The sequence below is a fragment of the Micromonospora echinospora genome (genome assembly GCF_014203425.1).
In the GTDB taxonomy this organism is placed as follows: domain Bacteria; phylum Actinomycetota; class Actinomycetes; order Mycobacteriales; family Micromonosporaceae; genus Micromonospora; species Micromonospora echinospora_A.
On record NZ_JACHJC010000001.1, the window covers coordinates 1682566 to 1695758 of the forward strand.

The 13193-nt window shown below is 71.5% G+C and carries 7 protein-coding genes; 5 read left to right on the forward strand and 2 right to left on the reverse strand.

The window, feature by feature from the left end; genetic code table 11:
• The first annotated feature begins 5 nt into the window (after positions 1-5).
• Both FHU28_RS08090 and FHU28_RS08095 read left to right on the forward strand, forming a co-directional pair.
• On the forward strand, positions 6-6737 hold the full coding sequence (locus FHU28_RS08090) for a polymorphic toxin-type HINT domain-containing protein (protein ID WP_184682408.1): 6732 nt from the start codon (positions 6-8) through the stop codon (positions 6735-6737).
• A 63-nt stretch (positions 6738-6800) separates the two neighbouring features.
• Positions 6801-7928: a hypothetical protein gene (locus FHU28_RS08095; protein WP_184682411.1), complete on the forward strand. Its 1128-nt coding sequence runs from the start codon at positions 6801-6803 to the stop codon at positions 7926-7928.
• Between the two features lie 94 nt (positions 7929-8022).
• Here the strand turns inward: FHU28_RS08095 and FHU28_RS08100 are convergent, their stop codons facing one another.
• Complete coding sequence (locus FHU28_RS08100) at positions 8023-8511, reverse strand: anthrone oxygenase family protein (protein WP_184682413.1); 489 nt, start codon at positions 8509-8511, stop codon at positions 8023-8025.
• Positions 8512-8581: 70 nt separating this feature from the next.
• Between FHU28_RS08100 and FHU28_RS08105 the strand changes: the two genes are divergently transcribed.
• Both FHU28_RS08105 and FHU28_RS08110 read left to right on the forward strand, forming a co-directional pair.
• Positions 8582-9526, forward strand: coding sequence for an AraC family transcriptional regulator (locus FHU28_RS08105; RefSeq protein WP_184682415.1), 945 nt, complete (start codon positions 8582-8584; stop codon positions 9524-9526).
• Complete coding sequence (locus FHU28_RS08110; RefSeq protein ID WP_184682417.1) at positions 9523-9864, forward strand: VOC family protein; 342 nt, start codon at positions 9523-9525, stop codon at positions 9862-9864. Before FHU28_RS08105 ends, FHU28_RS08110 begins: the two co-directional genes overlap by 4 nt.
• Before the next feature lie 35 nt (positions 9865-9899).
• Here FHU28_RS08110 and FHU28_RS08115 read toward each other — a convergent pair whose 3' ends face one another.
• Positions 9900-11513 (reverse strand): DUF4153 domain-containing protein, encoded by a 1614-nt coding sequence (locus tag FHU28_RS08115; RefSeq protein WP_311773541.1) that lies wholly within the window; start codon positions 11511-11513, stop codon positions 9900-9902.
• Between the two features lie 776 nt (positions 11514-12289).
• Between FHU28_RS08115 and FHU28_RS08120 the strand changes: the two genes are divergently transcribed.
• A complete protein-coding gene (locus FHU28_RS08120; protein WP_184682419.1) occupies positions 12290-13192 on the forward strand; it encodes a lytic polysaccharide monooxygenase auxiliary activity family 9 protein in 903 nt (300 codons plus the stop codon).
• The last annotated feature ends 1 nt before the right edge of the window (position 13193 follow it).

Consider the following 13193-nt stretch of genomic DNA (forward strand, 5'->3'; position numbering starts at 1 on the left):
CGTTCATGACTGAGAAAAAGAAGTTCTTCTCATCAGACCGGCGCGGGTTCGCCCTGGCTGCCTCGGCTTTGATGCTGACCTCATTCCTGACCTACAACTGGGTCGCCGAGGCGCTGGACGGCGAGCGGGACAGCCAGTCCGTCGCCGCCACCAACTTCGGCACCGTCAAGGTCGACCCGGTCCCGCTGCCCGCCGACGGCGGCGCCTGGAAGGGGCCGGAGAAGGGCCGCTGGCCCGCCGCCGGCTCCACCGAGATCGTCCTGGCCGGCGCCGCCGGCCGGGCGGTCGAGGGCAAGGCCGGCTCGATCACGGTGCGGGTCAAGGCCATACCCGGCAAGAAGGCGCCGGACCGGGTGCGGGTCACGTCCCTGCCCGAGGAGCAGTCCACCAAGCTGGGGTTGAGCGGCCCGGTGCTCGCGGTCGAGGGCGACCAGCCCGGCGACGTGGAGACCGAGGTCGACATCGACAGCTTCAGCCAGATGTACGGCGGCGGCTGGGCGGGCCGGCTCAACCTGAGCAGTTTGCCGGCGTGCGCGGCGACGACCCCGCAGAAGGCGGAGTGCCAGGACGCGGTGCCGCTGAAGACGGCGAAGCAGGCGACGACGCTGGCGGCGCCGATGGCGCTGACGGCGGCGGGGCCGACCATGCTCGCCCTGTCCGCGGACACCGAGTCCGGTGAGGGCGACTACAAGGCCAGCGACCTGCAGGCGTCCGGCTCGTGGACGGCCGGCGACAGCTCCGGGGCGTTCAACTACTCGAATGCCATCAAGGTGCCTCCGGCGCCCGGCCCGGTGCCGGACGTCGCGCTGAACTACTCGTCGCAGATGGTCGACGGCCGGATGGCGGGCAACAACAACCAGGCGTCCTGGGCCGGCGACGGCTGGGACTACACCCCCGGCTACATCGAGCGCAGCTACGTCACCTGCCAGGACGACGTGGACAAGGTCGCCGGCAAAGACCCGAACAACAAGGACAAGAAGACTCTCGACCAGTGCTGGAAGGACAAGTCGCCGAACATCACCGTCTCGCTGAGCGGAACGAACACGGCGCTGGTCAAGGACGACGCGACGGGCACCTGGCGGCCCGCCGCGGACGCCAACTGGAAGGTCCAGCTGGAGGGCTCGCCCGCCAAGAAGGGCACCGCGACCACCGAACGGTGGATCATCACGACCCCGGACGGCACCCGAAACTTCTTCGCCGCCGAGGTCGCCACGTCCAACTCGCGGTGGTCGGTGCCGGTCTTCGGCAACCACGACGGCGAGGACTGCCACGCCGACGCGTTCAAGGACTCGTCCTGTCAGCAGGTCTGGCGCTGGCTGCTGGACAAGCAGATCGACGTCCACGGCAACATGACCCGCTACTTCTACAAGAAGGAGACCGGGCACTACGGCGCGGCCGGCGACAAGAGCAACCGCGTCTCGTTCGACCGCGGCGGCAACCTCGAGCGCATCGAGTACGGCCTGCACACGGCGTACCCGGACGTCGCGGCCACCGGCCGGATCATTTTCAGCACAGCGGACCGGTGCTTTGCGACCGAGTGCTACTCCGACGGCAAGCCGGTCACCGCGAACTGGCCGGACGTGCCGTGGGACAAGGAGTGCACCGCCGAGCCGTGCACCGACAAGCTCGCGCCGGTCTTCTACTCCATCAAGCGGCTCACCAAGATCACCACTCAGATCCGCACGAGCGCGACCGGGTTCGACCCGGTCGAGTCATGGACGCTCGACCAGGAGTTCAAGGCGCCCAAGGCGGCGCGCTCCGCGTCGCTGTGGCTCAAGTCGATCACGCACGCCGGGCACGTCGGTGGCACCGTCACCGACCCGCCGGTGGTGTTCACCGGCGTCGAGCTGGCCAACCAGGTCAACGCGATCGCCGGCACCGAGTTCTTCTCCCGCTGGCGGATCCAGAACATCCGCACCGAGTCCGGCGCGGACATCTTCGTCAGCTACTCGGACGCCGACTGCGACGCGAACGACCTGCCGGCCGTGGAGAACAACAGCCGGCTCTGCTATCCGGTGTACTGGACCCCGGACGGCTACTGGGACCCGACCAGGGATTGGTTCCGCAAGTACGTGGTCAAGGAGGTCACCACGTACGAGCGCACCGCCGACCAGCCGCCGGTGACCACCCGCTACGCGTACTCGAACGAGGGCACCAATACCAATGTGCTCTGGGGCTGGGACGACGGCGAGTTCACCAAGAAGAAGCACCGCACGTACGGTCAGTGGCGCGGCTACTCCCGGGTGACCGCCACAGTCGGCGGCACGCAGGCTCCGCTGGTCACCCGCAAGCAGTTCTTCCGTGGCCTCGACGACCAGCCGCTGCCCGGCGACAAGACCCGCAGCGTGCAGGTCATCGACTCGGCCGGCAACAGCTACACCGACCAGCCCGCGCTCGCCGGCTCTACGCTCGAGGTGGCCTCGCTCGACGGCACCGCGGTCGTCGAATCGTCGATCACGTCGTACTGGGTCAAGCAGACCGCGACCCGCACGCGAACCGGCGGATCGGACCGGGCGTACAAGATCGCCCCGTCGGTGAAGAAGGAGCGCCGGCTGCTCGCCCCCGGCACCTGGGAGCAGAGCGAGACCCGGACGACGTACGACGACGAGGGCTACGCCGAGGTCGCGTACGAACTCGGCGACACAGGCAAGACCGGCGACGAGTCGTGCACCCGTAACACGTACGTGCAGAACGACGCCCTGTGGTTGCGCGGGCTGGTGTCGCGGAGCGAGACCGTGTCCAAGGCCTGTGGCGCGACCGTGTCCCGGCCGGCCGACGTCGTCGCCGACGTCAAGACCTACTACGACGGGTCGGACACACATGGCGCGGTGCCCAGCAAGGGCAGGGCGACCCGAGTCGACACGCTCGACGAGTGGATGAACGGCGCGCCGAAGTACACGGTGACCACGCGGGCGGCCTTCGACGCGCTGGGCCGGCCGACCAGCAACACCGACTCGCTCGGCAAGACCAGCAAGACGTACTACACCCCGGCGGGTCCGGGCCCGGTCACCCAGACCCGGACGCGCAACCCACTTGAACACGAGGTGATCACCGACCAGAACCCGGCGTGGGCCACGCCCACCTCGATCCTGGACGCCAACAACAAGCGCACCGACCTGGAGCACGACCCGATGGGCCGGCTGGCGAAGGTCTGGCTGCCCGGCCGAGCCAGGACCGCCACGCCGAACCTGGAGTTCTCCTACCTGGTCCGCAACAACGGGCCGCTGGCGGTGACCACCAAGCGGCTCGGCCCGAACAACAACCAGATCAGCGAGATCGGCCTGTTCGACTCGCTCTACCGGTCGGTGCAGGTCCAGGAGGACGCGCAGAAGGACAACGACGGCAAGGACGCCCGCCTGGTCACCGGCACCGGCTACAACGACCGCGGTCAGGTCGAGTACAAGTCGGACGGCAACTACGCCCTCGGCAAGCCGGGCGCCGGACTGGTGAGCATCACACCGGGCGAGGACCGCAGCCGGACCGTGTCGACCTACGACCGGCTGGGCCGCGTCGTGGAGGAGGCGCTCTGGTCGCACGATGTCCGCAAGTGGGGCACCACCACGGCGTACGGCGGAAACTCGCTGGGCTGGCAGGTGGCCGTCACGCCGCCGAAGGGCGGCACCGCGACCGCGACCATCGAGAACGTCGACGGCGACGTCATCGAGGAGCGGGAGTTCCACGGGCCCAAGCCGGAGGGCGCGTTCGACAAGACGTCGTACACGTACACGCCGCGCGGCGACGTCGAGACCGTGGTGAAGGGGGCCCTCACCTGGCGGTACGAGTACGACCTGCGCGGTCGTGAGATCAAGACGGTCGACCCGGACAAGGGCACCACGGTGCTCGAGTACAACAACGGCGACGACGTCACCAAGTCGACCGACGCCGAGGGCGACGTGGTCTCGACCACCTACGACGACCTGGGCCGGCAGAAGCAACGCCTGTTCAACGGCGTCAAGGCGGCGGAGTGGACCTACGACACCGTCGCGAAGGGACACCTCAGCAAGTCGACCTCGATCGTCGGCGGGCACTCCTTCACCAAGGAGATCTTCGAGTACAGCGACGCGTACCAGGTCGTCGACGAAGAGGTCATCCTCCCGGCGATGCCGGGGCTGACAGGGCTCGCCGGCACCTACGTCGCGACGTACACGTACACCGCGAACGGCCTGCCGTTGCGTTCCAGCTTGCCGAAGATCGGCCCGATGGAGAAGGAGGGTCTGACCCGCACGTACGACGACCTCGGCAACGTGGTCAAGCTGGCGGGCACCTCCTCGCCGTCCGGCACCGCCCGCACGTACGTCGACCGGACCACCTACTCGCCGTACGGCGAGGTGCTCAACCGCTGGCTCGGAACGCCGGTCGGGGACAAGCCGCAGGCGTACCAGAACTACGTCTACGACGACGCCACCCGGCGGCTGTCGGAGTTCCGGTTCGACCGCGACGGCAGCGTGCCGAACGTTGCCACGGTCACGTACGACTACGACGAGATCGGAAACGTCCGTTCGGTCGCCAACCGGCCCGTGGACGCGGACAAGATCCCGCGTTCGGGTGAGGAAGACGTCCAGTGCTTCACCTACGACCACCTGCGTCGCCTGACGGAGGCCTGGACACAGGTGGCCACCGAGTGCGCCGGCCCGACCGCCGCGGGTGGCAAGGCGCCGTACTGGAAGACCTGGGCGTTCGACGAACACGGGTCGCGGACCACCACCAGCGACAAGCTCACCGGTAAGACCTCGATCTACGGGTACGCGGCCGGTGCCCAGCCGCACGGCGTGCGCACCATTACGACCGGTGAGCAGGTCGACCACTACGACTGGGACAAGCGGGGCAACCTGAAGTACCGCAAGGTGGGCGACCGCACCGAGACGTTCCAGTGGAGTCCGCACGGCAAGCTGACCAAGATCAGCGGGCCGGAGGGCGACACCACGATGGTGTACGACGTCGACGGCAACCGCATTGCGCGGATCGACCCGACGGGGGCGGCCACCGCCTTCCTGTTCGGCAACGAGTACACCTCGTCGCCGGCGAACACCAGCGCCACGCGGTACTACGAGCACGCCGGTGACACGATCGCGTCACGGACCGACACCACCAGCCGCAAGGGCGACATCATCTGGCTGGCGTCGGACGCCCAGGACTCCGCGACCTGGGCGGTCAACTCGGTCACCCGGGCCGCAACGATCAAGTACAACGACCCGTACGGCAACCCGCGCGACGGATCGCCGACCCCGCAGTGGCCCTCGGGTCAGCGCGGGTTCGTGGGCGGCATCAACGATCCGACCGGACTGACCCTGCTCGGCGCCCGGTACTACGACCCGAGAACCGGCGCGTTCATCTCGGTCGACCCCGAGATCGACGAGCACGACCCGCAACGGCTTCACCCGTACGCGTACTCGAACAACAACCCGACGACGTTCTCCGACCCGGACGGCCTGTTCTGGGGTGCCATCAAGAATGGCATCCAGAAGACGGCCAGTGCGGTGGCGAACGGCGCCAAGGCGGCCACCAAGGCGGTGGTCGACAACGCCGGCACGATCGCGTCGGTGGCCGGCACCGTGGCGATGGTCGCGGCGGTGCTGCCCCCGCCCGCGCAGGTGGTCGCTGCGGCGGCCGGTGCGGTGGCGGCCGTCGCCGGAGCGATCGACACGGCCAAGTCCTGTGTGGGTGGTGACGTCGGCGGCTGTGCGTCGGGCATCGCCGGCATGGTTCCCGGCGTCCGGCAGGCCAAGAACGCCGCACGTGGTATCGGGTCGTTGAAGAATGCCGCGAAGGGCGTCTTCTCCAAGGGCTGCAACAGCTTCCTACCCGGCACGCGGGTGCTGATGGCCGACGGCAGCACCAAGCCGATCGAGGACGTCGACCTGGATGATCAGGTCGTCGCGCGGAACCCGGAGACCGGTGAGGACGGCATCCGCCCCGTCACGTCGCTGATCACGGGCACCGGTGAGAAGCAGCTCGTGAAGATCACCATCGACGCAGACGGCGACGGCGTCGAGGACGGCACCGTGACCGCCACCGACGGCCACCCGATCTGGGTGGAAGACGAGCGGAAGTGGCTGGACGCCGGCGCGCTGAAGGCGGGCATGCAGCTGCTCACGCCGGACGGCGCCCGCGTCACGGTCATCGCGGTGGTCGCCTACGGTGCCGTCGCCACGGTGCACAACCTCGACGTCGACGACATCGACACGTACTACGTCGTCGCCGGTGGCACGCCGGTCCTGGTCCACAACGCGGAAGCCTGCTCGATCCTCGAGCACCGAGCCAAGGAGCTGCACGACCTGCGCCGGGACGGCACCGCGGCGGGCTACTTCCAGTGGAAGCTCGGCACGACGGCGATCGTTCGCAGCAAGAAGGTGCTGCCGGACGGCACGGTCACCTACGTCGACGTGGTCGCGGCCAACGGCAAGGGACTGACGGCGGCGCAGAGGGCGGCGCTGCGCGGCAACGAGGAAGAAGCGGTCAACTTCGACGACCTGCACGCCGAGATGAACGCCCTGAAGCACGCTGTGGACTCGAAGTACGAGCCGCTGCACGGCGCGGCGAGCCGCAACGTCTGCCCCTGGTGTGAGAACTCGATCCGGGATCGCGGCGGCCGACTCACCGGACGCTCGAAGTGGCGGCAGGCGGTTCCCGCGGCGGGCGGCAAGAAGAAATACCCGAAGGGGCAGCGCGGCTTCGAGATCTACCGCAACGGCTCACTGTATGGCATCAAGGTGAACGGGGGCACCCTGCTGCTCTGAGCACCGGGCTGCCCGGCGCTTGCGGCGCCGGGCAGCCCGACCCATCGTCGATAGAATGCCGCCGTGATTCGTGAGATGCGCTTCGTCGTGTCGGTGCCGGATGAGGTCTCGGCCCATGCCGTCGCCGAGAAGCTGGCCGAGCGCGGCCACCTGCTGGTCGCGGTACGGGAGGTGCCGACCGACCCGCTGGAGGGTCGCTTCGCCGGCTGGTGGCGAGTCCACTCGCTGGCCGTGGACCCGCCCTACGAGGGTCCGCTGGAGGTCTCACCGGCCGAGAAGAAGGCCGTTGCGGCAATTGCCCGGAAGTACGGCGGGCAGGTCAACTCGGCGTGCGGCCAGTTTCCGGACAAGGCGATCGAGCGCTTCTCCCGGGAGGGCCTCGCGCACGAGCTCGACCGGGCCGAGGCCGACCGGATCCGCGCGGAGCTCGTCGGCGGGCAGACAGCCGTCGCGCCGTCCTTGCCCGCGCCTCCCGGACTCAAGTGCGGTGGTTTCCGTCGTCCTGCCGCCGATCTTCGCGCGGCCGCCGAGGTGGTGCCCTTCGAGGGCCACACCTTCGACGGTGTGGGCGACCTGATCGCAGCGATCGCGAGCGACGCGTTCCCGCAGGGCTCGGTGGTGCCCGCCACCCCGGGGGCGGTGCCGCGGCTGGCCGCGCTGGCAGGTGCCGACGGGGTGAGCGACTTCTACCGGGCGATGACGCTCATGGTGCTGTTCCAGATGAGCACCGCGGGTCGGCGGCGGCTGGCCTACCAAGCGGACGCCCCGGAAGACGGCGGTGCCGAGACGCCCGTGGAGACGGCGACCCGGGCCGCGGTCGCGGCGGTGCTGCCCGGTCTCGCCGTGGGCCGCAGCGAACTGGCCGAGTTCCTCCTCGCCGGGCTGTCCGCGGCCACGCGGGAGGCGGGGGTCGGAATGCCGGCCGGCCTGGAGCGGATCGCGGGGCGGTACGCGGGCACCGCCCGCATCCCGGTGGTGAACCTGATCCGGGCCGTGGCTGACGGCGCCGAAGAGCCCATGCGGACCGCCACCGCAGCGGTGGTGGCGGCCCTGCCCGAGGTGGTCGACGGCCTGCAGAGCACAAAGGCGTTGGTCGAAGGGCGGGCACTCGACACGCTCGATACCGTGCTGCAGTGGGAGCTGGACAACGCTCGCCTGTCCAAGCTGGGCACGGTCTTCGGCCCCCGCTGATGACCGCCGGCCCACCGGTGGCGTGAGTTGGCGAACGGCGGTGTGCCAGCAATCCGGGTGGTGCCGGCAATGGGCTGAACCGGCCGGAATCCGCTCAACCGGCCGCCCGGCCGGCGAGCAACAGCGCCCAGCACAGCGCGCCGAAACCGGCCGTGTTCGCCAGCGTCCGCACCACGTTCCAGGTGACCCAGGCGGACTCGAAGCGCTCCCGCGCCGTGGCGGGATCGGCCGTACCGGCCGCGGCGAGCGCGTCGTTCAGCGGGACGTTCACCGCCACCGTCACGACGAACATCACCAGGTAGAGAACGAGCCCGGCGACGATCCACGGCAACGCCGGCCGTGCCGTCCCGCGCCACGCCAGCACCGCCGAGAGCGCGGCGAGCACCGGCGTACCCAGGAAGGCCGGCAGGAACCAGCCGTTGACGATGGTGGCGTTGATGCGCTGCATGGCGTCCACGAACGTGCTGTCGTCCGCGCCGCGCAGCGCCGGCATCACGGCGTACGCGAACGCGGCGAACAGGCCCGCCATCAGCCCGGCCCCGACTGTGGCGCCGACCAGCGTCAGTTGTTGTACGAGTCGCATGTCCTCATCGAACCGCCGCGCGGTGAGACGGCCCATGGCCAGGACGCGCGATTCTGTGTTCAATCGTCTCGTGGACGCCGTTTCCGGTCTGCTCGACGGTCCCCGCGCACGGGGCGCCTTCCTGCTGCGCTCGATCCTCTCCCCGCCCTGGTCGATGCTGATCCGGGACGAGGCGCCGCTGACGCTCGTCGCCGTGGTGCGCGGGAACGGCTGGATCGTGCCGGAGGAGGGCGACGCCGCGCGGCTGACCGGTGGTGACGTGGCGATCGTGCGCGGCCCGGCCCCGTACACGGTGGCGGACGACCCGGCCACGGCGCCGCAGGTCGTCGTGCACCCGGGCCAGCGCTGCACCACGCCGGACGGGCGCGAGCTGTTCGCGATGACGCGGTGGGGCGTACGCACCTGGGGCAACGGGCCGGACGGCCGGACCGTGCTGCTCACCGGCACGTACCCGGTGCGGGGCGCTGTCGGGCGGCGGCTGCTGGACGCGCTGCCGCCGCTGGCGGTGGCCCGGCGCGAGTCCTGGGACACGCCGCTCGTGCCGTTGCTGGCCGACGAAATCGTCAAGGACGACCCCGGCCAGGAGGCGGTGCTGGATCGCCTGCTCGACCTGCTGCTCATCGCCGCGCTGCGGGAGTGGCTCGCCCGGCCGGGCGCCGCCGCGCCCGCCTGGTACCGGGCGTACACGGATCCGGTGGTCGGCCGCGCGCTGCGGATACTGCACCACGACCCGGCCCGGCAGTGGACGGTGGCGTCGCTGGCTGCCGAGGTGGGGCTGTCCCGGGCGGCGCTGGCGCGGCGCTTCACCGCGCTGGTGGGCGAGCCGCCCATGTCGTACCTGACGGGCTGGCGGCTGGCGCTCGCGGCCGACCTGCTCCGCGAGCCCGGCGCCACAGTGGGCGCGGTGGCCCGCCGGGTCGGCTACGGCAGCTCGTTCGCCCTGAGCGCGGCGTTCAAGCGCCGGTACGGCGTGAGCCCACGCGGACACGTCGACGCCGCTAGATTGGCCGGATGACTGTCGACCTGTTCGCCGGCGTCCCGATCCGCGATCTCGCCGTGTCGACGGCCTGGTACGAGCGGCTGCTCGGCGCCCCGCCGCAGTTCCTGCCCAACGACCACGAGGCGGTGTGGGAGCTGGCCGAGCACCGCTACCTCTACATCGAGGTGCGGCCCGACCACGCCGGTCACGCCATGCAGACGGTCTTCGTCGAAGACTTCGACTCCCGCGTCGCGGCGATCGCCGCCCGTGGTCTGACGCCTGCGGCGCAGGAGACCTACGACAACGGCGTCCGGAAGGCGACCTTCCGCGACCCGGACGGCAACGAGATCGGCTTCGGCGGCGGCCCCGCCTGACCGGGCCGCGGCGATCCGCGGCCCGGTCAGAAACGTCAGCGTGGGCTCCGCGTCTTCGGCAGGTCGAACTGGTCCGCGCGGCGGCAGTCCTTCGGGCCGCCGACCGCCTGCGGGCCGACCTCCTCCAGTGCCTTGCGGGCGCGCTGGCGGCCCAGGTTCCAGGCGTACCAGGGGTCGGGCTCGGCGAGGTCGTCGGCGATCCAGCTCAGCGTGCACCGGCGTACCGGGTCGGGAAGCTTGGCGAGCGACGGCGTCGCGTCGGCGGACAGCGCCCGCAGATACCAGGCGTCGATCTTGCCGGTCTGCTCGTACCGCAGCGTGTTGCGCCGGGCGACGTAGTCCTCCGGGTTGAGCACCGCCAGGCCGAGCAGCATCGCCACCGCCAGCGCGACTGTGGTGCCGGGAATCCACCGGCCCTTGAACCGGACGCCGGCCAGGATGATCATCAGGAAGACCGTGCCGAGCAGCATCTCGAACGCCATCACGAAGATCCGCTCACCGGTGAAGCTGTAGACCTTCTGGTACGTCCACATCCGGGACAGCGCCGACGCCACGATCACCACGCTCAGCGCGCTGATCAGCCCGAGCAGCACACGCAGCAGGACGCGCTCGACCGGCCGCTCCCGGCGCGCCCAGCGGCCCACGCCACCGAGCACCGCCACCGTCAGCAGCGTGACGAAGAGCAGCTGCCAGAAGCCGCTCCGCGCGTACTCGGCGTAGCTGAGACCGGCGACCCGCTGCACGTGTCGCTGCCCGCCGAAGAGCACCGTGAACTGCACCACCACGAAGCCGGCGAACAGCAGGACGAGCGCGCCGATGGCCGGGGCCCACTCCAGCAGGCCGATCCGCCGCTCGCCGGACTTGTCCACGGTGGACAGGTCGGGCGGCGCGGCGATCGTGTAGACCGCGGCGACCGCGATCAGCCCGCCCACCACTGCCAGGAACACCCAGCTGAACACCGAACCCATGTCGGTCTCGGGAACGAGCGAGCCGAGCGCCTCGGAGAACGCCGCGTCGGCGGAGGCGAGCAGACTGCCGAAGACCACGAGCACCACGACTGTGGCGACCACCGAGACGGTCACCTTGCTGACCGTCGCCGCCGACGCCGAGGTGGTGACGTGCCGGCGTACCCAGGGCAGGCCGCGCAGCGCCGCGAACGGCGTGGCGACCAGGCCGAACAGGATCGACCGCACCAGCCGCCCGCCGATGATCGCGAGGGTGGCGCAGCCCAGCGCGCCGAGCACGCAGAACGTCACGAGCCACCAGGCGTTGCGGAACGCCGGCACGGCCATCAGGGCCAGCGCGGCCGCCGCCCACCCGGCCCGGATGAGCCGGTCGGCGCGAGGCAGGTCAGCGGTCTTCGCGCGGACCGCCAGCACCACCGCGACAGTGAGCGTGAGCCACCCCAGGAACCAGCCGACGCCGACCCGGCCCAGCGGCACGAAGACCGCGCTGCCGACCGCGCCGGCCAGCACCGCGAGCGGCGCGGCCCGGCCGGTCGCCTTCTTCGGGCCGGGCCACCGCGCGCCGAGGAACGAGGTCCGCGGCGTCGGCGGTCGCGGCGCCCAGACCGGCGCCTGCGGGTGGCCGGTCCATCCCGGGCCGGGGTACGGCGGCGCGCCCATCGGCCGACCGGGAGGCGGTGGCATGCCCGGAGCGTGCGGTGTGCCCGGTGCGGGCGATTGACCGGGGACCGGCGGCGTGCCCGGTGCGGGCGACGGACCGGGGACCGGCGGCGTGCTCGGTGCGGGCGACGGACCGGGGGGCGGCGGCGTGCTCGGGGTCCCCGGTGTGCCGGGAGCGTCCGGTGTGGCGGCGACGGGCCCCGCCGGACGGTCGGCCGGTGCGGTGGCAGGCTCTCCACGATCAGCCGCCCTCGTCGAACCGTCCCCGGCCGGGGACACGCCCGCGCCCGCGGGAGCCGGCTGCGTCCTGGCGGCGTCGCCGGTGGCGGGGGAGAGGGCGGCACCCTCCGCCGGGGAGCGTTCGACGGCCGGCGCTGTCGCCTGAGCGGGCACCGCGCTCGGCTGGCCGGTCGCCGGCACCAGCGGGACGAACAGCGCGTACCCCTGGGTGCCGGGCGGGACGGTGACCGGAATCGCCCAGCCGGGCTGCCCCTCCGCACCGGGCCAGGGCACCGGCGGGGGCGCGCCCTCCATGGTGGGCAGGACCAGCAGATACGGCTGGGCGGCAGGTGGGACGTCGCCCGTCGTCGGCCCGTCCGCCGGGGCGGCGCGGGACGGCTCGGGGGACGGTTCCGGCTCGGGCAAGGGACGCTCCTCGATCACAGGGTTTGGTCACTGTAGGTCCCCCTGCACGCGCCCCGCCGCCCCGCCTGTCCGTTCGGTCACACCGGCCCGGCCGATCGGCGCGGATCGAACCTTTGACGCCTCGCGGCCGTACCAGTGCGCAGGAGGTCGATCACATGGCCGCACGCCGCGCGTTCGCCGCGCTCGCCGCCGTCGCCGTGACGGTGCCGCTCGGCGCCACACCGGCCGGCGCGCACGGTGCGCCGACCAGCCCGCTGAGCCGGGCCGCCGCGTGCGGGCCGGAGGGTGGCCGGGCGAAGACGGCCGCGTGCCGGGCCGCGATCGCCGCCGGCGCGGCGGTACGCGAGTGGGACAACATCCGGGTGGCCCGCGTCGACGGGCGGGACCGGGAACTCATCCCGGACGGGGAGCTGTGCAGTGGCGGGCTCTCCGCGTACCGAGGGCTGGACCTGCCGCGCGCCGACTGGCCGGCCACCACGCTCACCGCCGGTGCCCGGCACACGTTCCGCTACCGCACCACCATCCCGCACCAGGGCACGTTCCGGTACTACGTCACCACCGGCTCGTACTCGCCGCAGCAGCGGCTGACCTGGGCGGAGCTGGAGAAGAAGCCGTTCCTTCAGGTCACCGACCCGCCGATCCGCTCCGGCGCGTACGAGATGCGGGGCCGGCTGCCGGCTGACCGCACCGGCCGGCACATCGTCTACGTCATCTGGCAGAACTCGGACACCCAGGACACCTACTACTCCTGCTCGGACGTGATCTTCCGGGCGGCCCGCGGTGAGCCGGACGCGTCACCGGCAGCGCCGAAGGCGAGCGCGTCGCCTCCGCGTACCCTCGCCGGGGCGGCGACCGACGACGAGTCGGCGGTGCCGGTGGCGACGGTGACCGACGGCGGACCGCTGTCCCGGCCGCTCGTCGTCGGCGCGGCGGCGCTCGTCGTCGCGCTGCTCGCGGCAGCGGTGGTCGGGGTGCGGCTGAACCGGACCGGCGGCCCGCCGCCCGGGCGGCCGTGCGGTGTCCGCAACCACCGCGCCGGGCGGCGCCGGATCTGGTGAC

Bases quoted from the DNA above. Each gene is read 5' to 3' on its own strand.
- FHU28_RS08090 (WP_184682408.1), top strand. From the start codon at position 6: ATGACTGAGAAAAAGAAGTTCTTCTCATCAGACCGGCGCGGGTTCGCC.
- FHU28_RS08100 (WP_184682413.1), bottom strand. From the start codon at position 8,511: ATGCGACTCGTACAACAACTGACGCTGGTCGGCGCCACAGTCGGGGCC.
- FHU28_RS08110 (WP_184682417.1), top strand. From the start codon at position 9,523: ATGACTGTCGACCTGTTCGCCGGCGTCCCGATCCGCGATCTCGCCGTG.
- FHU28_RS08115 (WP_311773541.1), bottom strand. From the start codon at position 11,513: ATGCCACCGCCTCCCGGTCGGCCGATGGGCGCGCCGCCGTACCCCGGC.
- FHU28_RS08120 (WP_184682419.1), top strand. From the start codon at position 12,290: ATGGCCGCACGCCGCGCGTTCGCCGCGCTCGCCGCCGTCGCCGTGACG.